At 67.6% G+C, this 19,798-nt stretch carries 25 protein-coding genes and 1 tRNA gene; 18 read left to right on the forward strand and 8 right to left on the reverse strand.

Features of this window, described 5'->3' with window-relative positions; all coding sequences use genetic code 11:
* The 4 genes from ftsH to B3T77_RS09775 all read left to right on the forward strand — a co-directional run.
* Positions 1 to 1,570: ATP-dependent zinc metalloprotease FtsH (ftsH, locus tag B3T77_RS09760; protein WP_292079165.1), on the forward strand; the 1,570-nt coding region annotated here is incomplete at its 5' end.
* 166 nt (positions 1,571 to 1,736) lie between these two features.
* Entirely contained in the window at positions 1,737 to 2,954 is a 1,218-nt protein-coding gene (locus tag B3T77_RS09765; RefSeq protein ID WP_292079168.1) for an acyltransferase family protein, read from the forward strand.
* 64 nt (positions 2,955 to 3,018) lie between these two features.
* Positions 3,019 to 3,672 carry a hypothetical protein gene (locus B3T77_RS09770; RefSeq protein WP_292079170.1) on the forward strand — a complete coding sequence of 218 codons (654 nt, stop codon included), beginning with the start codon at positions 3,019 to 3,021 and terminating at the stop codon, positions 3,670 to 3,672.
* A 3-nt stretch (positions 3,673 to 3,675) separates the two neighbouring features.
* Positions 3,676 to 3,972: a winged helix-turn-helix domain-containing protein gene (locus B3T77_RS09775; RefSeq protein ID WP_292079171.1), complete on the forward strand. Its 297-nt coding sequence runs from the start codon at positions 3,676 to 3,678 to the stop codon at positions 3,970 to 3,972.
* On the opposite strand, the gene B3T77_RS09780 is transcribed toward B3T77_RS09775, so the two are convergent.
* Positions 3,969 to 4,382 (reverse strand): GreA/GreB family elongation factor, encoded by a 414-nt coding sequence (locus B3T77_RS09780; protein WP_292079173.1) that lies wholly within the window; start codon positions 4,380 to 4,382, stop codon positions 3,969 to 3,971. The two genes, B3T77_RS09775 and B3T77_RS09780, sit on opposite strands and share 4 nt — an antisense overlap.
* Before the next feature lie 201 nt (positions 4,383 to 4,583).
* On the opposite strand from B3T77_RS09780, the gene folP reads away from it, so the two are divergent.
* The 5 genes from folP to B3T77_RS09805 all read left to right on the forward strand — a co-directional run bounded on the left by folP (position 4,584) and on the right by B3T77_RS09805 (position 7,597).
* On the forward strand, positions 4,584 to 5,420 hold the full coding sequence (gene folP / locus B3T77_RS09785) for a dihydropteroate synthase (protein WP_292079175.1): 837 nt from the start codon (positions 4,584 to 4,586) through the stop codon (positions 5,418 to 5,420).
* A 64-nt stretch (positions 5,421 to 5,484) separates the two neighbouring features.
* Positions 5,485 to 5,841 (forward strand): DMT family protein, encoded by a 357-nt coding sequence (locus B3T77_RS09790; protein WP_017506765.1) that lies wholly within the window; start codon positions 5,485 to 5,487, stop codon positions 5,839 to 5,841.
* A 42-nt stretch (positions 5,842 to 5,883) separates the two neighbouring features.
* Positions 5,884 to 6,228: a DMT family transporter gene (locus tag B3T77_RS09795; RefSeq protein WP_017506766.1), complete on the forward strand. Its 345-nt coding sequence runs from the start codon at positions 5,884 to 5,886 to the stop codon at positions 6,226 to 6,228.
* Positions 6,225 to 7,025, forward strand: a complete 801-nt coding sequence (gene thiD / locus B3T77_RS09800) for a bifunctional hydroxymethylpyrimidine kinase/phosphomethylpyrimidine kinase (protein WP_292079177.1) — start codon at positions 6,225 to 6,227, stop codon at positions 7,023 to 7,025. Before B3T77_RS09795 ends, thiD begins: the two co-directional genes overlap by 4 nt.
* Entirely contained in the window at positions 7,022 to 7,597 is a 576-nt protein-coding gene (locus B3T77_RS09805; protein ID WP_292079178.1) for a nucleotidyltransferase family protein, read from the forward strand. The genes thiD and B3T77_RS09805 overlap by 4 nt, the downstream gene beginning before the upstream one ends.
* On the opposite strand, the gene B3T77_RS09810 is transcribed toward B3T77_RS09805, so the two are convergent.
* Positions 7,594 to 7,983: a DUF983 domain-containing protein gene (locus tag B3T77_RS09810; protein WP_017506769.1), complete on the reverse strand. Its 390-nt coding sequence runs from the start codon at positions 7,981 to 7,983 to the stop codon at positions 7,594 to 7,596. The genes B3T77_RS09805 and B3T77_RS09810 overlap by 4 nt on opposite strands.
* Positions 7,984 to 8,106: 123 nt before the next feature.
* Here B3T77_RS09810 and B3T77_RS09815 point away from each other — a divergent pair, with 123 nt between their 5' ends.
* Positions 8,107 to 10,956 carry a tetratricopeptide repeat protein gene (locus tag B3T77_RS09815; RefSeq protein WP_292079179.1) on the forward strand — a complete coding sequence of 950 codons (2,850 nt, stop codon included), beginning with the start codon at positions 8,107 to 8,109 and terminating at the stop codon, positions 10,954 to 10,956.
* Between the two features lie 78 nt (positions 10,957 to 11,034).
* Here the strand turns inward: B3T77_RS09815 and B3T77_RS09820 are convergent, their stop codons facing one another.
* From B3T77_RS09820 to B3T77_RS09830, 3 genes are all read right to left on the reverse strand, one after another.
* Positions 11,035 to 11,313 (reverse strand): HU family DNA-binding protein, encoded by a 279-nt coding sequence (locus B3T77_RS09820; protein WP_017506838.1) that lies wholly within the window; start codon positions 11,311 to 11,313, stop codon positions 11,035 to 11,037.
* A gap of 114 nt (positions 11,314 to 11,427) precedes the next feature.
* Positions 11,428 to 12,240, reverse strand: a complete 813-nt coding sequence (gene fliP, locus B3T77_RS09825; protein ID WP_039244769.1) for a flagellar type III secretion system pore protein FliP — start codon at positions 12,238 to 12,240, stop codon at positions 11,428 to 11,430.
* A complete protein-coding gene (locus B3T77_RS09830) occupies positions 12,237 to 12,527 on the reverse strand; it encodes a FliO/MopB family protein (RefSeq protein WP_292079183.1) in 291 nt (96 codons plus the stop codon). Before B3T77_RS09830 ends, fliP begins: the two co-directional genes overlap by 4 nt.
* Before the next feature lie 145 nt (positions 12,528 to 12,672).
* On the opposite strand from B3T77_RS09830, the gene flgB reads away from it, so the two are divergent.
* From flgB to B3T77_RS09845, 3 genes are read left to right on the forward strand one after another with little or no spacing between them, the layout of a single operon-like run.
* Entirely contained in the window at positions 12,673 to 13,077 is a 405-nt protein-coding gene (gene flgB / locus B3T77_RS09835; RefSeq protein ID WP_017506835.1) for a flagellar basal body rod protein FlgB, read from the forward strand.
* A 26-nt stretch (positions 13,078 to 13,103) separates the two neighbouring features.
* On the forward strand, positions 13,104 to 13,523 hold the full coding sequence (gene flgC, locus B3T77_RS09840) for a flagellar basal body rod protein FlgC (RefSeq protein WP_409514546.1): 420 nt from the start codon (positions 13,104 to 13,106) through the stop codon (positions 13,521 to 13,523).
* Positions 13,524 to 13,533: 10 nt separating this feature from the next.
* Positions 13,534 to 13,836 (forward strand): flagellar hook-basal body complex protein FliE, encoded by a 303-nt coding sequence (locus B3T77_RS09845; protein ID WP_045809720.1) that lies wholly within the window; start codon positions 13,534 to 13,536, stop codon positions 13,834 to 13,836.
* 7 nt (positions 13,837 to 13,843) lie between these two features.
* On the opposite strand, the gene B3T77_RS09850 is transcribed toward B3T77_RS09845, so the two are convergent.
* The 3 genes from B3T77_RS09850 to B3T77_RS09860 form a co-directional block, all read right to left on the reverse strand.
* Entirely contained in the window at positions 13,844 to 14,386 is a 543-nt protein-coding gene (locus tag B3T77_RS09850) for a polysaccharide biosynthesis/export family protein (protein WP_292079189.1), read from the reverse strand.
* A 50-nt stretch (positions 14,387 to 14,436) separates the two neighbouring features.
* Entirely contained in the window at positions 14,437 to 15,768 is a 1,332-nt protein-coding gene (locus B3T77_RS09855) for an FAD/NAD(P)-binding protein (RefSeq protein ID WP_292079191.1), read from the reverse strand.
* Between the two features lie 98 nt (positions 15,769 to 15,866).
* Positions 15,867 to 16,727 (reverse strand): WecB/TagA/CpsF family glycosyltransferase, encoded by an 861-nt coding sequence (locus tag B3T77_RS09860; protein WP_292079194.1) that lies wholly within the window; start codon positions 16,725 to 16,727, stop codon positions 15,867 to 15,869.
* A 224-nt stretch (positions 16,728 to 16,951) separates the two neighbouring features.
* On the opposite strand from B3T77_RS09860, the gene B3T77_RS09865 reads away from it, so the two are divergent.
* The 5 genes from B3T77_RS09865 to lptB all read left to right on the forward strand — a co-directional run bounded on the left by B3T77_RS09865 (position 16,952) and on the right by lptB (position 19,777).
* Positions 16,952 to 17,038: transfer RNA gene (locus tag B3T77_RS09865), tRNA-Leu, on the forward strand.
* A gap of 145 nt (positions 17,039 to 17,183) precedes the next feature.
* Positions 17,184 to 17,798, forward strand: coding sequence for a ribonuclease D (locus B3T77_RS09870; protein ID WP_153923049.1), 615 nt, complete (start codon positions 17,184 to 17,186; stop codon positions 17,796 to 17,798).
* 7 nt (positions 17,799 to 17,805) lie between these two features.
* Entirely contained in the window at positions 17,806 to 18,465 is a 660-nt protein-coding gene (gene lptC, locus B3T77_RS09875; protein ID WP_292079198.1) for an LPS export ABC transporter periplasmic protein LptC, read from the forward strand.
* Positions 18,462 to 18,956 (forward strand): LptA/OstA family protein, encoded by a 495-nt coding sequence (locus B3T77_RS09880; protein WP_055754030.1) that lies wholly within the window; start codon positions 18,462 to 18,464, stop codon positions 18,954 to 18,956. Before lptC ends, B3T77_RS09880 begins: the two co-directional genes overlap by 4 nt.
* Before the next feature lie 29 nt (positions 18,957 to 18,985).
* A complete protein-coding gene (lptB, locus tag B3T77_RS09885) occupies positions 18,986 to 19,777 on the forward strand; it encodes an LPS export ABC transporter ATP-binding protein (protein ID WP_292079201.1) in 792 nt (263 codons plus the stop codon).
* Positions 19,778 to 19,798 lie beyond the last annotated feature (21 nt).

Here is a 19,798-nt window from a genome sequence, read left to right on the forward strand (position 1 = left end):
CATGCGCCAGATGCAGGGCGGGGCGAAGGGCGCCATGGGCTTCGGCAAGTCCAAGGCCAAGCTGCTGACCGAGCACAAGGGACGCAAGACCTTCGACGACGTCGCCGGCGTGGACGAGGCCAAGGACGAGCTGCAGGAGGTCGTCGACTTCCTGAAGGATCCGGGCAAGTTCCAGCGTCTGGGCGGCAAGATTCCCAAGGGGGCCCTGCTGGTCGGCCCTCCCGGCACCGGCAAGACGCTGCTGGCGCGCGCGGTCGCGGGCGAGGCGGGCGTGCCCTTCTTCTCGATCTCGGGTTCGGACTTTGTCGAGATGTTCGTCGGCGTCGGCGCCAGCCGCGTGCGCGACATGTTCGAACAGGCCAAGAAGAATGCGCCCTGCATCATCTTCATCGACGAAATCGACGCTGTCGGTCGCCACCGCGGCGCGGGTCTCGGCGGCGGCAATGACGAGCGCGAACAGACGCTGAACCAGCTGCTGGTCGAGATGGACGGCTTCGAGGCGTCCGAAAACATCATCCTGATCGCCGCGACCAACCGTCCCGACGTGCTGGACCCGGCCCTGCTGCGTCCCGGCCGTTTCGACCGCCAGGTGGTGGTGCCGAACCCCGACGTCTCCGGCCGCGAACGCATCCTGCGCGTCCACATGAAGGATGTGCCCTTGGCCGCCGACGTCAACGTCAAGACGATCGCGCGCGGCACGCCCGGCTTCTCGGGCGCCGATCTGGCCAACTTGGTCAATGAGGCGGCCCTGACGGCGGCGCGCAAGGACCGTCGCATGGTCACCCACCGCGACTTCGAAGACGCCAAGGACAAGGTGCTGATGGGCTCGGAACGTCGCTCCATGGCGATGAACGAGGAAGAAAAGCGCCTGACCGCCTATCACGAGGCCGGTCACGCCATCGTCGCCATGAATGTCAAGATGGCCGACCCGGTGCACAAGGCGACCATCGTCCCGCGCGGCCGGGCGCTGGGCATGGTGATGCAGTTGCCGGAAGGCGACCGCTATTCGATGAAATATCAGCAGATGATCGACCGGATCGCCATTATGGCGGGCGGCCGCGTCGCCGAGGAGCTGATCTTCGGGCCGGAAAACATCACCTCGGGCGCCAGCTCGGACATCGAACAGGCGACGAAGCTGGCGCGCGCCATGGTCACCCGCTGGGGCTTCTCGGATAAGCTGGGCACGGTGGCCTATGGCGAGAACCAGGAAGAGGTCTTCCTGGGCCACTCGGTCGCCCGCAGCCAGAACATCTCCGAAGAGACGGCGCGCACCATCGACGAGGAAGTCCGTCGCCTGGTGACCTCGGGCTGGGATGAAGCGCGCACGATCCTGACCACCAAGGCCGAGGACCACGAGAAACTGTCTCAGGCCTTGCTGGAATATGAGACCCTTTCGGGCGAGGAGATCAAGGATCTGCTGGAGAAGGGCGTCGCGCCGAACCGTGACGAGAACAACTTCCCCAACGCCGGGCCTTCGGTCTCGGTGCCGGTGACGCCGGTGTCGGACGGCACGGACATCGAGGTCCCGGTCGCCGCCCCTGCCGCGACCAGCGTGCCGACGGTCCACTAAACCCAGGCCTGATCTGAAGACGAACCCGCCGGGAGAGCGATCTCCCGGCGGGTTTTTTCTTTGGGCGTCTGGCTGACCCACTGCCCACACAAAGCATTGTGACGAACAAGTTTGCATTGCAAACCTGTCTGTGAGATATGGCTGTCTCGATTTTTGGAGGGACGTCATGGTGATATCGCAAGCAGAGCAGGTGGAGCGGCTGCACGGACTGGATGCGTTGCGCGCCGGGGCGCTGCTGCTGGGGGTGTTGCTTCACACCAGCCTGTCCTTCTTTCCGCAGCAGATCTGGATCGTGGCGGACGACAGCCGGTCGATCGGCGCCGCCTGGCTGTTCTTCGCCATCCATCTGTTTCGCATGACGGCCTTCTTCCTCATCGCGGGCTTGTTCGCCCATAGGATGCTGACGCGGCGGGGCTGGGTCGCCTTCGCCAAGGATCGGGTGGTGCGGATCGCCGGGCCGCTGGCGGCCTTCTGGTTTCCGGTCATGGCGGGGATCGTTACGGCCCTGGTCTGGAACGCTCATGCCAATGGTCTGGTGACGCCCGGCGCGCCGCCGCCACCGCCACCGACGTATGACTGGACCAACTTTCCGCTGACCCACCTGTGGTTTCTGTGGGTTCTGACGCTCTTCTACGCCGTCGTCCTGATCGTGCGGGCCGTGTTCGGCGTCTTGGATCGCGCGGGGCGAGCGGGTCCGGTCATGGACGGGATCACCGGCGCGCTGATCGGCCCCTGGACGCCTGCCGCGCTGGCCGCCCCGCTGGCTGTGGCCTTGTGGCTGGATCCGAAGTGGATCGCCTTCTTTGCCGTGCCGACGCCGGACGCGGGCGTGATCCCGAACACCTCCGCCCTGGTCGGGTTCGGCCTCGCCTTCGGCCTGGGCTTTGCGCTGGATCGGCGGCGTGATCTGCTGGGCCGCATCGCAAAGGGGGCGCCGCTGTTCCTCAGCATGGCGCTGGTTTCGGGCGTCGCGGCCTATGTGCTGGCGGGCGGACCCAGCATCGCGCCGATGGGCAAGCCGACGGCCGGCAAGGCCCTGGCCGCCGCCGTCACGGCGGTCGCCGTCTTTGCCTCGGCATTGGCGGCCACGGGGCTATGCCTGCGGTTTGCCTCGGGCCACAGTCCGGTCCGACGCTACCTGTCCGACGCCTCCTACTGGATCTATATCGTGCACCTGCCGCTGGTCATGCTGGCCCAGGTCTCGGTGCAGGATTGGGCCGGGCCGTGGTGGGTGAAGCTGATCGGCGTGTCGGCGGGCGTCTTCGCCGTGTGCCTGGCGTCCTACGAACTGCTGATCCGTCATAGCTTTATGGGACGGTGGCTGAATGGCCGGCGCGTGCCGTGGCGCAACCGGCCTGCGCCTGCCCTGGTCCCCGCCGAATAATTTGCAAACCCTTCCGGCGGCGTCCATCCGAGGGACGCGCCCGTCGCACAGGAATCACACAGCGATGTCCGACAAGTCCCGCACCGGCCCCGAGGCCGACCTGGCCTTCATGAAGGCCATTGTTCAGGGCGGCAATAATCCCAGAGCGACCCTGACGCTGGGCGTCGCCTATCTGGCGGGCGGTCTGCTCTATGGTCTGCAATGCCTGTTCCATATTGGTCAGGTTTGGGGGATCGTGCGCTGGCCGCCGCTGGGAAATCTTGGCTTCGTGGTCGCCATCACGGTCGCCTTCCTTGTCGTTCTGACCTGGGCCGTGCGTGAGGACCGCAAGACGGGAACGGCCGGCCCCATCGTCACCCGCACCCTGAACGCGGCCTTCAGCGGCGCAGGTATGGCCAATCTGGCGATCATCATCGTGTTCGGCGTGGGCGCGCGCCGCGATCAGGACTTCGCTGTCTGGCTCTATTATCCGGCGATGATCTTCGCGCTTCAGTCGGCGGCCTGGTTCGTGGCCTACAGTCTGAAGAAGAAGCCATGGATGCTGGCGACATCGTTGGGCGGCTGGATCACGGCGGTCGCGCTCGGCGTGCTGGTGCGCGACGCGGTGATCTATCTCTACGTCTGCACCCTCGCCCTGTTCTTGCTGTTCGCAGGACCGGGCTGGGTCATGACGCGTGCGGCGCTGAAGGCCCGCGCCGTCGACGCGGACCTCGGCTGATCCATGAGGCTGGACGCGCTCGGCAAGATCGACGAGGTCATCCACGGCCGGATGCGGCTGGGGATCATGGTCTATCTGGCTGACGCCGAGGCCGCCGACTTCACCGAGCTGAAGACGGTGCTGGAGGCTACGCAGGGCAATCTGTCGGTCCATATCAAGAAGCTGGAGGAAGCGGGATACGTCGCCGTGGCCAAGAGCTTCGTGAACAACAAGCCCCTGACCCGCGTGTCCATCACCCCCGCCGGCCGCAAGGCTTTCGCCGTCTATCTGGAGGCGCTGGGCGGTCTGATCGGGCGCTAGTCGCCGCCAAGGATTTCCGGATCCTCGACCATGACCGGTGTCAGGCTGCGCGCGGCGCCGGAGGGGTCGGTCCAGGCGATGGTGTGGCCCTCGACCAAACCGATCAGGCCCGCTCCGACGTGGGACAGGACCGAAACCTTGCCCGCATCGATGTCGGCGTCTGCGGGCAGGACGATCTGGATGCGGCGCGGATCGGACGCGCGGCCGTCGATATAGTGCAGCCAACGGTTCAGGGGGACGGCGCCCTTGGGAAGGTCGCCCGGTTCGCAGATGACGGCGCGCTCCAGTTCCTCCTGAAGCATCCCCGCCACGCCTCCGCCGGGCATGTCGCCGACCAGGCGCGACAAGGTGTCGTGGTCTTGGGCGCTGAGAAAGATGTCGGGGCGGACGGGCAGAGTGGATTTGGTCATGGCGGGCTCGCAGACGGCATGGGACGCCGCATGCGCGTGGCGTCATGCGGCGACGAGAAGGATTGGGTTCAGATCGATGCCCGGAACGGGGCGAAGGGCGCGCGGCCGTTCCGGGTCAGTCGCCTGCGACGAGGCGTCCCGCGTGGGAAAGGCGTCGAGCCTGGCTGACGAAATGCGCGATCACGGTTACAGGCTGGTCCCATGGCCCATGAAAGTCAAACCGCTCGGACGGCCGCCTTGTCGCAGGTGATGGGCATCGTCAATGTGACGCCCGACAGCTTCTCGGACGGGGGGCGGTGGGCCTCGACCGAAGGCGCGATTGATCAGGCCATGCGGCTGGTCGCGGACGGGGCCGATGTGCTCGATATCGGCGGGGAGAGCACCCGGCCGGGGGCCGAGCCGGTGGGCGAGGCCGAGGAGATCGAGCGGGTCACGCCGGTCATCGCCGGCGTCCGCGCGCGCTGGGGCGGGGCGATCAGCGTCGATACGATGAAGCCCGCCGTCGCCCGCGCCGCCGTCGCGGCCGGGGCGACGATGTGGAACGACGTGACGGCGCTGAGCCATGCGCTCGACAGTGAGGCGGTCGCAGCCGAACTGGGGTGCGACGTCGTGCTGATGCACATGAAGGGCGAACCCCGCACGATGCAAGCGGACCCGCGCTATGACGACGTGGTGGGCGAAGTGCGGGATTATTTGCGCGGGCGGGCCGAGGCGGCGATGGCGGCGGGCGTGGCGCGCGAGCGGATCTGGCTGGATCCCGGCATCGGGTTCGGCAAGACGCTGGCGCATAACATGGCGCTGACGGCGCGGTTGGACGCGCTGGTCGATCTGGGCTTTCCGGTGCTGTACGCCGCCAGTCGCAAGCGCACGATCCAGGCCATCGATCCAACGGCGAGCTTGGCGACCGACCGGCTGGGCGGGTCGCTGGCGCTGGCGCTGGAAGGTGCGCGGCGCGGGGCGCGGATGGTGCGGGTCCACGATGTGCGCGAAACGGTGCAAGCGCTGAAGGTCCAGGTGGCGGTGACAGCGGCGGATTGAAGCCCCGCGACGGACGGTCGCAGCCGGTGTAGAGGGCAGGTCTGCAACAGCCCTGATGCGCCACATGCCCCTGACCGCCTACATCGCCCCCATCGTCATGCTGTGCCTGTCGAACGTCTTCATGACCTTCGCCTGGTACGGTCATCTGAAGTTCGACCACAAGCCGCTGTGGATCCTGGTCATCGCCAGCTGGGGCATCGCCTTCTTCGAATACTGGCTGGCGGTGCCGGCCAATCGGATCGGCATTCAGGTCTATTCGCCGGCCGAGCTGAAGACGATGCAGGAGGTGATCACCCTGCTGGTCTTCGCCGGCTTCTCGGTCCTGTATCTGGGCGAGAAGCTGACGGTGAACCACCTGGTCGGCTTCGCCTTCATCGCGCTTGGGGCCTTCTTCATCTTCAAGGGGCCGCTGGGCGGCTGATCGCGGCTTGCTCCGGACCGCGGCCTGTTCCATCTGGTCGCCATGTCCTGGGTGATGTCGATCAATCCGTGGGCGACGCTGGTTGTCGCCGGTCTGCTGGAGGTCCTGTGGGCCTCGGGCCTCAAGAATGTGGGCGTCAGCCGGCCGTGGACCTCGCTGGGGGTTCTGATCGCGCTGGCGGGCAGCATGATCCTGTTGTGGGTCGCCACGCAGAAGCTGCCGATCGGCACGGCCTATGCAGTGTGGACCGGCATCGGGGCGGTGGGCGCGGCGGTGGTCGGCATCCTGGTCTATGGCGAGCCGGCGACGGCGGTCAGGGCCGTGTGCATCCTGCTGATCGTGGCGGGCATCGTCGGGCTGAAACTGTTTTCGGGGGCGGCGGCATGAGCGCGCTTCATCAAGGACGCGTCTTGATCCTGGCGGGGTCCGACAGCGGCGGCGGTGCGGGCATCCAGGCCGACATCAAGGCCGTGACGATGATGGGCGGGTTCGCCGCCACCGCCATCACGGCCATCACGGTGCAGAACACCCTGGGCGTCCACGGCGTTCATCCGCTGCCGCTGGATCTGATCGCGGCCCAGGCGCGGGCGGTGCTGGACGACATCGGGACCGATGCGGTCAAGACCGGCATGCTGGGCTCGGTCGAGGTGGTCGAGACGGTCGCGGCCCTGCTGGACGAGGCGGACGCCGCTGCGGTGGTCGATCCGGTCATGGTGGCCAAGGGCGGGCACCCGCTGTTGCCGGATGCGGCGGTCGAGGCGGTGAAGCGGTTGATGATCCCGCGCGCGGCCCTGCTGACGCCCAATGCGCCCGAGGCCGAGGCCCTGACAGGCTTTGCGGTCCACGACCTGGACGGCCAGAGGCGGGCGGGCGAGGCCCTGCTGGCCATGGGGGCGCGGGCGGTGCTGATGAAGGGCGGGCATGTGTCGGGGCCGACGGTGATCGACCTGCTGATGACCGCAGACGGCGAGACGGTGCTGGAGGCTGAACGGGTCGACACCCGCCACACCCACGGCACCGGCTGCACCCTGGCCAGCGCCTGTGCAGCCGGGCTGGCGATGGGGCGGCCGCTGGAGGTCGCGGTGGCCGAGGCCTGGGCCTATGTCGGCGAGGCGATCCGCCGGGCGCCGGGCCTGGGCGGCGGACACGGGCCGCTGGACCACGGCTGGCCGGTGCGGGGATGAGCGAGCTGGAGGCGGAACTGACCGCCATCGTGCGCGCCGATGCTGGTTTGATGCACGTCCTGACGACCGTCCGGGCGCTGGACCTGCCCGACTGGCGGCTGGTGTCGGGAGCGGTCTATCAGGCCGTGTGGAACGCCAGGACGGGGCGGCCGGCGGGCTATGGGGTCAAGGACTACGACCTGGCCTATTTCGACGGTTCGGACCTGTCCTACGAGGCCGAGGACGTCGTCATCAAACGCGTCGCCGCCGCCTTCGACGAACCGTTCCGCAGCCAGGTCGAGGTCCGCAACCAGGCGCGGGTGCACCTGTGGTTCCAGAACCGGTTCGGCGAACCTTATGCGCCGTTGCCTTCGACCGACGAGGCGCTGGGGCGGTTCGTGGCGCCGACCTTTGCGGTCGGGGTGCGGCTGGAGGCGGACGACAGCCTCAGCGTCGCCGCGCCGTTCGGGCTGGAGGATGTGTTCGCCCTGACGATCCGGCCCAACCCGAACCGGCCGGTGGCCAGGGGCTGGGCCAAGGCCGTCGACAGCGCGCGGGCGCGCTGGGCCGAGCTGACGGTGATCGAACCCTAGAAGGGTCCGTGCTTGCCGTTCGAGGAGAACTCGGGCGGCGCGGCCTTATGGACATATTGCTCGGCGACCAGCCAGGCCTTGAAGGGGCGCAGGCAGCCCAGGCACAGGGCGACCAGGATCGGCAGGGTCACGACCAGATGCACCCAGATCGGCGGGTGGACGGTGAAGTCGAACACCATCAGCAGGATCATCCCCACCACCCCGACGGCCGTCATGACGAAGAAGGCCGGGCCGTCCGCCGGATCGGCGAAGGCGTAGCTGAGCCCGCACTCCGGACATTCCGTCTGTAGCGTCAGGTAGCCTTTGAATAGCGCACCCTTGCCGCAGCGGGGGCAGCGACAGGCCAGGCCGGTCTTCAGGGTGCTGAGGCGAGGATAATCGGTCATGGGACGACTATGGGCGCTTAATACGGCGCTGTCGCGTGGACCGGTTGTCCTAACGCCATCCATCATCACGGTGAACGGCGGTTAACCGCGATTAAAGGCCTTGTGCGGCATGGGTCGGGAGATATGTCCGGGGCCTCGCCGACAAAGCGCATCCTGAAGACGACCGTGGCCGCCGCCACGGCCGGCGCCGTCGTGTTCGCGCCGATGGCGCCGCTGGCCCAGGAAGTCGGGCGGTCGCGCGATCCGCTGTCCATTAATATCGGCGCAAACGCCGAGTTCACGCGGGTCGAGTTCGGCGGCGTGATCGGGGTGCGCTCGCGCATCAGCCGCGAGGGCGACAAGGTCGTCGTCCGGCTGGGGACCACCGCTGCGCCCGACGTCTCGCGATTGAAGGTCGATCCGCCGGCCGGGGTGAAGTCGGTCGAGACGCGGCCGAGCCGGGGCGCGGGCGGCACGGACCTGATCCTGACGCTGGAACAGGGCGCGGATGCGCGCTCGGGCGTGGCGGACGGGGCGGTGTGGCTGAACCTCTATGCGCCCGGCAAGGCGCCGGAGGGCGGGGACGCCGCCGCGCCGCAGACGACCAAGGCCGTGGTGCCGGTGCGGGCCGAGACGGCCGGCGGCAAGACTGTCCTGACCTTCGACTGGGGCGCGCCGGTGGGGGCGGCCGTCTTCCGCCGTGGCGATGCGGTATGGGTCGTGTTCGACACCGCCGCCCGCATGGATATGAGCGGCGCCAAGGCGCTGGGATCGGCCAAGAACGCCCAGTGGGCGGCCGGGCAGGGCTATACGGCCCTGAGGATCGCCGAACCCGAAGGGCTGGGCGTCTCGGCGCAGGGGCAGGGCGGGACCTGGACCGTGACCCTGGGCGGCCCAGACGGTGCGGCGGGCGGGGTCGAGGTCGGCCGGTCCGACGACGGCGCGCCGGTGCTGGTGGCGCAGATGGCCGAGGCGACCAAGGCGGTCTGGCTGACCGACCCGCTGGTCGGGGACCGGTTCGCGGCGGTGACGGCCCTGGCGCCCGGCAAGGGTTACGCCGGCGGACGGCGCACGGTCGATCTGAGCCTGATCCCGACGGCGCAGGGTCTGGCTGTGGAGACGGCGGCCGACGACCTGAAGATCGAGGCGGCGGGCGATCTGGTGACGCTGAGCCGGCCCAAGGGGCTGGCGCTGTCGTCGCCGGCGGCCGGGCTGGAGACGGGCGACCACAATGCGGATGCGCCCAAGCGGGCGGCCTATCCGGCGCTGATCGACGAGGCCTGGGCCGCGACGGGCGAGGCGGGATTCTCGGACCGCTATCGCCGGCTGCAAGACGCAGCGGGGCTGGAGACGATCGCGGCGGCGGACAATCCGCGCGCGCCGATCGAGGCGCGGATGGCGCTGGCGCGGTTCCTGGTCGGGTCGGGCCTGAACTATGAGGCCATCGGGGTGCTGAACGTCCTGATCGCCAAGGCGCCCAATCTGCAAGGCGAGCCCGAAGTGCGCGGCTTGCGCGGCGTGGCGCGCGTCGGCGTCGGGCGGCTGGAGGAGGCCCAGGTCGATTTCGCGGGCGCGGCTCTGGCCAACGATCCGGCGACCAAGGTCTGGCTGGGCTATATCGCCTCGGAAATGGGCGACTGGGAGGGGGCGCGTCGCAACTTCGCCGCCGGCGCCCCGGCCATCGACAGCTTCCCCAAGGAATGGCGCGCGCGATTCGGCGCGGCCCACGCCATGGCCGCGATCCAGTTGAACGATCTCGCCGCCGCCCAGCAACTGTTGGCATATGTGTTCAGCCAGGACGCGCCGGCGGTCGATCAACTGACCGCACGTCTGGTGCAGGCGCGGATGTTCGAGCTGAACGGCGACAAGAGCCGGGCGCTGGCGGTCTACAAGGCCGTGGCGCGCGCGCCGCTGGACGGGATCGCGACGCCGGCGAAACTGGGCGCCATCAGTCTGGAGCTGGACAAGGGCGCGATCACGCCGGATCAGGCGACGGCCCAGCTGGAACAGCTGAAATGGCGCTGGCGCGGGGATGCGACCGAGATGGCGGTCGTGCGCAAACTGTCGGGCATCTATCTGCAGCAGGGGCGATACCGCGAGGCGCTGGACGCCCTGCGCGGCGCGGGCAAGCGGATGGCGGGCGTGCCGGGTGCAGCCGAGGTGCAGGCGGATCAGGCAAACGCCTTCCGCGCCCTGTTCCTGGACGGGGCGGCGGACGGTTTGCAGCCGGTGCAGGCGCTGGCGCTGTTCTATGACTTCCGCGAACTGACCCCGATCGGGGCGGACGGCGACGAGATGGTGCGGCGTCTGTCGCGCCGGCTGATCGACGTGGACCTGCTGGATCAGGCCGCCGAACTGCTGAAGCACCAAGTGGACGAGCGTCTGGACGGGGTGGCCAAGGCCCAGGTCGCGACCAATCTGGCCACCGTCTATCTGATGGACCGCCAGCCGGAGAAGGCGTTGCAGGCCATCTGGGGCTCGCGCACCACCCTGCTGCCCAATGCGATGAACAGCGAGCGCCGGGCGCTGGAGGCGCGCGCCCTGATGGATTTGGGCCGGTTCGACCATGCGCTGGAGGTGCTGGACCGGGATCAGTCGAACTCAGCGCGCGAGGTGCGGGCCGACATCTTCTGGAAGCAGCAGAAGTGGGGCGAAGCGGCGCCGATCTATGAGGCGCGGCTGGGCGATCGCTACAAGACCGGGACCACGCCGCTGACGCCGGCCGAGGAAAGCTGGCTGATCCGGGCGGGCGTCGGCTATTCGCTGGCGGGCGATCGGGCCGCGCTGCAGCGGCTGAGCGGGCGCTTTGGGCCGATGGTTCCCGGCGCGCGGTCGGCGGCGGCGCTGCGGGTCGCGCTGGACGACAATCTGTCGGGCGTGGCGGGGACGGGCGACTTCGCCAATCTGTCCAGCCAGGCCGACACCTTCGTCGGCTGGGTCAACAGCGCCAAACAGGCGTTCAGAAAAGACGCTGACGCGAAGAGCGCCGCCTGAAATTGAAGCGGGCGGAGATCGCATCGCGACCCCCGCCCGTCGAGCAGTGCCGGTCCTGCATCGCAGGACCGAAAAGGCTTAGCCGTTGACGGCGTCCTTCAGCGGCTTGGAGACGCGGAAGCGCACGGCCTTGGAGGCGGCGATCTTGATGGTTGCGCCGGTAGCCGGGTTGCGGCCTTCGCGCTCAGCGCGGTCGGCGGTGTCGAAGACGCCCAGGTTCGAGATGCGGATGTCGCCGCCCGACTTCAGGGTCGAGTGGATGTTTTCGACGATCGCGGTCAGCACCTTGCCGGCGTCGGCCTGCGAAACACCAGCGTCCTTGGCGACGGCGGCGATCAGTTCGGCTTGAGTGGTCATAAGAAGCGTTTCCAGTGTTAGTCGCCCGATTCCGAGCGAGGACCGGGGGATCAACACGGATTTCCATACGCTTTGCAAGCGCCGATGACGCTTAAAGCCATATGGGGCGGGGGATTATCCGGTACCGGACGCCCGCTGGAAGCTCTCGACCAGGCTTCCGGCGACCAATCGCCAGCCGTCCACCAGCACAAAAAAGATCAACTTGAAGGGGAGGGAAACCACCACCGGAGGGAGCATCATCATGCCCATGGACATCAGCACGCTGGCCACCACCAGATCGATCACAAGGAACGGAACGAAAAGGAGAAATCCGATTTCGAACGCCTTCTTCAGCTCGCTGATCATGAAGGCCGGGGTGACCACGCGCAGGGGCAGGTCCTGGACGTTCTGGGGCGGGTCGATCTTCGAGAGACGGGTGAACAGGGCGAGGTCCCCGCGGTCCACCTGGGCCAGCATGAAGGTTTTTACGGGTTCGGACGCCTGATCGAAGGCCTGAGGCAGTTCGATCTGCTGATCCATCAGCGGACGGATGCCCGAATCATAGGCGTCCTGCCAGGTCGGGGCCATGACGATGGCGCTGAGGAACAGTGAAAGAGACACCAGGACGGCGTTCGGCGGCGACTGTTGCAGGCCCAGCGCCGTGCGCAGCAGCGACAGGACCACGATGATCCGCACGAAGCTGGTGGTCATGATGACGATCGACGGCGCCAAGGACAGGACGGTCATCAGACCGACCAGCTGGACCACCCTTTGGGTCAGGCCGGCGCCGGTGCCCAGATCGATGTTGAGGGCCGAGCCGCTTTGCGCCGCCTGCTGAGCCAGGGCCGCGACGGGCCAGGCCAGGCAGACCAGAGTGGTGAACAGCGACAGCAGGGCCGCGCGTTTCAGCTCGGCGCCGGTCGGCTTGACGAAGACGGCGGGCTTCACTGGCCGCCTCCCATTTTACCGATAGGGGGCTGACGCGGTTCGATCAGTTCGCGGCCTTCGCCCAGCAGGATCAGCCGTTCCTCTTCGTCGACGCGGACCAGAACGAGGCGACGGGCGGGGTCCAGCACCAGGGTCTCGACGACCTGAAGCCGGCGCTCGCCGCGCTCCGCATTCAGCCGCGCCAGGATTTGCGGCGCATAGCGGCGCGCAGCCCAGGCCGCGATCCCGATCAGGCCGAGGGTGAAGGCCAGGCCGAAGACCGCCCGGGCGAGATCGAGGAAATTCATGACGCTGCAAAGGCCCCGCGCAGTCCGCGCTTAGACCCTGAATGTTAACTAGCACGGTTAACGACCCGTTGAGATAACCCCCTATTAACCATCCAGGCGGCATTTTCTGCCCATCGCGCGCATTTGCGTCGCACGGGAGACCGCCATGGGCGTCGCCGACATACCGCTGCTGGGGCAGATCAAGGGCCGACTGGGCTGGCTGGACGCCCGCCAGCGGGTCATCGCCGAGAACGTCGCCAACGCCGATACGCCGGGCTTCGTCGGGCGCGACCTGAAACAGCCGACCGACTTCGCCGCCGCCATGCGCTCGGGCGGGGGGCTGCAGATGGTGCGCACCAATGCGGCCCATATCGCGCCGGCCGGTTCGCCGGTGCGGTTCGCCCCGACCAAGGCGCCCGATTCGGAGACCACGCTGGACGGCAATTCGGTGGTGGTCGAAGAGCAGATGCTGAAGATGGCCGAGAGCCGCATGGCCTATGACGCCGCCATCGGCTTCTACCAGAAATCCATGTCCATGATCCGCATGGCCGCCAAGCGGCCGGGCGCCTGAGGCCGATGGCCGAGAAGGACTGACCCATGCCTGATCCCATCCCCCCTTCGAACAGCGCCATGGCGGTGGCGGCCTCGGCCCTGAAGGCGCAGCAGTCGCGCATGCGCGTGATCGCCGAAAACATCGCCAACGCCCAGTCGACGGCGCGCACGCCGGGCGGCGAGCCCTATCGCCGCCAGATCCCGGTCTTCCAGGCGCGCGAGGTCGATGGGGCGACCGGCGTCACCCTGGCCGAGGTGCGGCCTGACCAGGGCGACTTCAAGATGGACTATGACCCGTCGCACCCGGCCGCGAACGCGCAGGGCTATGTGATGCGGCCCAATGTCGACACCCTGGTCGAGGCGATGGACATGCGCGAGGCGCAGCGCGCCTATGAGGCCAATCTGAACGTCATCGAGGCGGCGCGGTCGATGGACAGCCGCACCCTCGACATCATCAAACGCTGAGGACTAGGCCATGAATCCGATGATGGCCGCCAAGGCCTATGCCGCCGTTCAGGGCGGCGCCATGCCGACAGCAGCCCAGGCGCCCGGCGTTGGGGACGGCGGCTTCGCCGACCTGGTCAAGAACGCCATGACCGACATGACCCAGCAGTCGCGCGCGGCCGAAACCCAGATGACCCGCTCGGTTCAGGGCCAGGGCAATTTGATCGACGTGGTCACGGCGCTGAGCTCGGCCGAGGCGTCCCTGGAGACCGTGATCTCGGTCCGCGATCAGGTGATTTCCGCCTATAAGGAAATCATGGCGATGCCGATCTGACGGCAGGTCAGAAGTAGCGTTCGCCGATTCGCAGGGTGTCGCCGGGCGAAACACGCGCATCGGCGGTCAGCGGCTGGGCTTCTTCGACCTGTGATCCGGCGCGACGCACGAAGACACGGCGCGTATTGGCGCGATAGGTGAAGCCTTGTGCCGTCGCCACGGCGTTCAACACCGTCAGGTCCGGCAGATAGGGGTATTCACCTGGCCGATTGACCTCGCCCAGGATGTAGATCGGCCGATAGGTCAGGACCTGGGCGGTGACGCGCGGCTGGTTCAGATAGCCCTGGCTCAAGGCGTGAGCGACGGCGTCCTGAAGCTGGGCGCCTGTCAGACCAGCAGCCTGGACCTCGCCGATCAGGGGCAGGGCGATCCGGCCGTTGGCGTCGATCACGAACTCGCCGCCCAGCGCTGCCTCGCCGAAGACGTCGATGCGCACCTTGTCGGCAGAGACAAGCCGATAGTCCGACACGCTCTGAGGCGTAAAGGCCGTCAGGCCCAGCGACAGGACCGCCACCAGTAGGCCGATGCCTCTTCTTGCCTCCAATGTCATCGCCCCTGATCGTTTCGGGTGTGAAGGCTAAACGCGTCGGTTGTTCCGGTCTAGGGGCGGTCCGACAGGATACGGGCGGCGAGATCGCGGGCCTGGCCGCGCAGGTCGGGCACGGCCGTCATCTCCCAGAAGGCGCCGCGCGTCAGGGGGCCGATGGCGTGAAGGCCCCGCGCGGAGGCGCCCGCCCCGTCCAGCAGACCGCCCTCGTCATCGACTTGCAGGCCCAGGCCCAAGGGGTCGGGGCGACCATAACCCTTGTCGAGGATGTCGCGGATCATCGGTTCGGTGCTCTTTGAGATCACGCCCAGGGGCCCGGTGCAGTTCACGACCAGGTCGAACCGCTCCTTGATGGCGCGCTTTTTTCCGCGTGGACGCCACGAGACCTCGATGACGTCGGTCGCCTTCAACTCGGTCAGCTTGCCGGCCAGGATCGTCAGTTCGCCGCCGGCCAGCATGGAATGAATGTCGCGGGCCGGACCGGGCGACAGGCGGTGGCGATGCACATCCCACAGGGGGCGCAGATGGCCCAGGAAGCGGCTGCGCTCCACCCGCGACCAGCCGCGCCAAATGTCGCGCGCGGAATGGCGCAGGCGGTCGAACACGGCGCGCCAATTGGCCTCGGCTGTCGCGGCGCGGATCTGGCGCAGGATTTCGGCCGGGCTGCCCGAAAACGCGCCGACATAGGGCGTGGGCGGAACGGTCGCGTGGGAGCGGGGCAGGAGGCCGTGACGCGACAGGGCGGTCAGGCGGCGTCCGGGCCGGCGCAGGGTGATGGCCGCATCCACCATCGTCAGGCCCGAACCGATCAGCAGGACGTTGCGGGCGTCTCGCGCCGTCTGAGGATCGAACCGCCAGGGGTTTTCGACATAGGCAGGGGAGGCGCGCAACGCGTCCTCGACGCCGGGGGGCGAGGCGGGCTCCAGATTGCCCAGCGCCAGCACGACCTGATCGGCCGCGATCTGTCCGTCGCTGGTCAGGATACGCCAGCCGTCGTCCTGGCGATCGATGGACTGAGCCTCGGCGCCGATCAGGTTCAGTCGGTCGGGGGCGTCGTCCAGCGCCTCGTCCAGCAGGGCTTGAAGATAGTCGCCATAGACGCCGCGGGTGATGAAGCCGTCCTGGGCGCGCCACGACGGCTGTTCGGCCAGCCAGTCGGCGAGGTGACTGGGCTGGTCGGGAAAGGCGCTCATATTGTCCAGGCGGACGTTCAGCAGATGGCCGGGATTTCCGGTGTCATAGGCGGTGCCGGGACCGAAAACGCCGCGCCGTTCGATCAGGGTGACGCGCACATCGCGCGAGGCCTTCAGCAGATTGACGGCGGTCAGCAGGCCGCTGAAACCCGCGCCGACGATGGCGACATGCGGTCCATTCTGCTGCGGCACGCGCACCCCCGTTTTCCGTTTCCGTCGCTGTCGATAACACGCGGCGGTCCGAGGGATCATGGCGATAAATATCTATCTGGCCAGTAGGAATAACGTGATCAGCGGCTGCGACCCCTGGCCTGGCCGATGTCGCGCAGGGCCAGAGGGAGCAGCGTCCAGGGCTCGACGCAGTAGCGGACGAACAGCCGTTTCGGGTCGTGCAGCAGGCGATAGGCCCATTCGATGCCGGCGCGTCCCATCCAGCGCGGGGCCGCGCTTTGAACTCCCGCCTCATAGTCGAAGGCGGCGCCGACCGACAGGATGACGCAATCGGGCAGGCGCTCGAAGTTGTCGTCGATCCACAGTTCCTGGCGCGGCATGCCCATGCCGACGAACAGGATATGGGGCTGGAAGGCCGTGATCCGATCCAGGACGGCGGCGTTCTCGGACGAACCGGGCCGGGCGTCGAAGAAGCCGTGGTGGATGGCGATGTCGGCGTCCGGATAGCGGAGCTTCAGCCGGCGCGCCGCCTCGTCGCCGACGCCGGGCGCGCCGCCGACGGACAGGACCCGCCAGCCCTGACGGTTCGCCACGCTCCAGAAATGGTCGCGCCAGTCCAGATAGGTGCAGCGATGAAAGCCCCGGCTGTGCAGACCCAGGGCGCGCGAGAATGCCAAAAGCGGCGTCGAATCGACCTCGATCAGATCGGCCTTGTCGTAAAAGGCGCCGAGTTCAGGTCGCTTCTGCATCAGATACAGGCTGTGCAGATTGTGATTGGCGATCAGGCTCTTTGCCCCCTGCCGCACCGCCTGCTGAATGTGGTGCAGCACCTCTTCCGGCTTCACCAGATCCATCGATTGACCAAGGATCGTCACCCGCTCGTGGGCGCGGCGGTTCTGGCGGAACGGCGCGCGCGGCCGGGCGCGGCGCTCCGGGACGAAGCGCTCTGGCGCAGAGGGGCTGAGAAACGGGTTCGCCATCAGGCGCTTCTAGGCGACCTGGACTCAAGACGGGGTTAGAAAACAGGCTTAGCGCTCATTAAGTCACCGCCGAACGCGGATCGAAAATGATGCGCGGCCAGGCTTGCCGCGCCGCGCGCGCAAGAAATCTCGCAAAGGCGAAAAATCCTTGTTGACCCCGCCCGGAGCCTCCCTTAGAGGTCCGCGCCTTCCCGATGGAAACGCCGCAAGGCGCTGCCGACGGGGCCCAGATGGCGGAATTGGTAGACGCGCTGGCTTCAGGTGCCAGTGGCTTAACGGCCGTGGAGGTTCGAGTCCTCTTCTGGGCACCATCTTTCAGAAAGCGTCGCACCGAACGGTGCGGCGCTTTCTTTGTTTTGGCCTATCGCCTCGCGCGCGCCGCCCCGCTGCTTGAGGCCCGTTCGTGGTTGAGCTTGCCCGTTTCGCGCGCCGCGTTCGCCGTGTAAGAGCCTGAGCATGACCGTTTACCTGCATGAGGGCGACCTGCCCGACGATCTGGACCTGGGGTCCGAGGTCGCCATCGATTCCGAGACGATGGGCCTGCGCTTCCGCCGCGATCCGCTGTGCGTGGTGCAGCTGTCGTCGGGCGACGGAAACGCCCATGTCGTGCGGCTGAACCGGCCCGCCTATGACTGTCCGAACCTGAAGCGGGTGCTGACCGATCCGGCGGTGACCAAGATCTTCCATTTCGGCCGGTTCGACATCGGCATGTTCCTGCTGCACCTCGGCGTCGAGACGCGGCCGGTCTATTGCACCAAGATCGCCTCCAAGCTGGCGCGCACCTACACTGACCGGCACGGGCTGAAGGACGTGGTGCGCGAGACGGTGGGCGTGGACCTGTCCAAGGCGCAGCAGTCCTCGGACTGGGGCGCCGAGACGTTGAGCCAGGCGCAGCTGGACTATGCGGCGTCGGATGTCCTTTATCTGCACGCGGCCAAGGCCAAGCTGGATATGATGCTGGCGCGCGAAGGGCGAACCGAACTGGCCGCTGAATGTTTCGACTTCCTGCCGACGCGGTCGGCGCTCGACCTGGCCGGCTGGGACGAGACCGACATCTTCGCCCACAGCTGAGGCGCGCTTGACCGAACACGGCGAACAGTCCCGCATCGAGGCCGACGAGGCCAGGGTCGCCCTGGCCGGCGCGCGCTGGCGTGCGCGCTCGCGGCGGGTGAAGTTGTATCGCCGCGTTCTGCCGATCATCATCCTGGTGCTGGCGGGCGGCGCCCTGACCTGGACTGTGTTCCGCACCGTCATATCGGGGGTGGAGCGCAAGGCCAGCCAGAGCCAGGAAGTTCGCCTGGACGCCCCCCTGTTCCACGGTCAGGACGCGCAAGGCCGCGCTTTCACCGTCGGCGCCCAGGGCGCCGTGCGCGACCCCAATACCGGCAAGTTCAAACTGATCGGCCCGGCGCTGAAGTTGAACCTGGGCGGGCGCAAGGTCACCGAACTGACCGCCGACGGCGGCATCTATGACGAGCAGGCCAAGACGGTGACGATCGGCCCGAACGTGCGCATTTCGGACGGCGGCACGGGCTTCGTCCTGACCACGCCCGAGGCGGTGGTCGACACCTCGACCGGAAACGTCACCGGTTCAAAGGGCGTTCAGGGTTCCGGCCCTATTGGAACCATCAACGCATCGTCCTATGCGATCTACGATCAGGGACAGCGCGTCGTGTTCGACGGCGCAGGCGACAACAAGGTGAAGGGCGTTCTGACGCCCAAGGGGTCAGGCGGATGATCGTGACGAAGATTTCGAAGGCGCTGGCTGTCGTCGCGGCGGCCGCCGTCGTGGGCATGCCGGCCTTGGTTGACGCGCAGGCCCAGGCGACCAATCAGCCCGTCGCCTATGGCGCAGACTCGGTCGAATACGCCCCCAATCGCATCATCCTGCGCGGCCGGGCCGAGGCGACGCAGGGCGGCAACCGTTTCCGCGCCGACACCCTGACCCTGGTCAGCGGAGAGGGCGGCGATCTGCAACGCGCCGAGGCCAGCGGCACCGTCTATTTCGTGACGCCCGACCAGTCGATGCGCGGCGACCGCGCCGTCTATAATCTGGGCAACGGCGAGATCGTGGTAACGGGCAACGTCATCCTGACCCAGGGCAAGAACGTCCTGACCGGCTCGCGCCTGGTCTACAACATCAACACCGAAACTGCCCGCATGGACGGCGCGCCGCGCGGCGCCGCCGGAAGCCGCGTGCAGGGCGTCTTCTATCCCAACTCGAACTGAGGCCGTCTGGCCGTCACGGACCTGAGCATTTGGCGCGCAAGGAACTGTCAGCCCTGAACCTGGATGAGCGGCCGCAACCGGTCGCCGTGGCGCCCGCGCCTGCGGAAAAGGGCCTGCGGGTGATGAACCTGGCCCGGTCGTTCGGCCAGCGTCAGGTGGTGCGCGACGTGTCCCTGACGGTGCAGCGCGGCGAGGTCGCGGGCCTGCTGGGTCCCAACGGGGCCGGCAAGACGACCTGCTTTTACATGATCACCGGCCTGATCCCGCCGGATTCGGGCGCGATCTGGCTGGACGGCGAGAACATCACCGGCCAGCCGATGTATCAGCGCAGCCGCATGGGCCTGGGCTATCTGGCGCAGGAAGCCTCGATCTTTCGCGGCATGACGGTCGAGCAGAACGTCAAGGCGGTGGTCGAGCTGAACTATCCGCGCGACCAGATCCGCACCGAGACCGACCGGCTGCTGAACGAACTGCACATCGACCATCTACGCCATGCGCGAGCCACGGCGCTCTCGGGCGGCGAGCGTCGGCGAGTGGAGATCGCGCGGGCGCTGGCCGGCCGTCCGTCCTTCATGCTGCTGGACGAACCCTTCGCCGGCATCGACCCCCTCGCCATCGCCGACATCCGCACCGTGATCCGCTATCTGGCCAGCCAGGGCATTGGCGTGCTGATCACCGACCACAATGTGCGCGAGACCCTGGACATCACCGACCGGGTATCGATCATCTCGAACGGCGCGGTGCTGTTCGAAGGCACGTCCGACGAGGCGATCCACGACGCCGAAGTGCGCCGGGTGTATCTGGGCGAAAACTACATCTGACGATTAGCGGTGGAGGGGCTC

It is taken from the genome of Brevundimonas sp. UBA7838 (genome assembly GCF_002500885.1).
Classification (GTDB): domain Bacteria; phylum Pseudomonadota; class Alphaproteobacteria; order Caulobacterales; family Caulobacteraceae; genus Brevundimonas; species Brevundimonas vesicularis_C.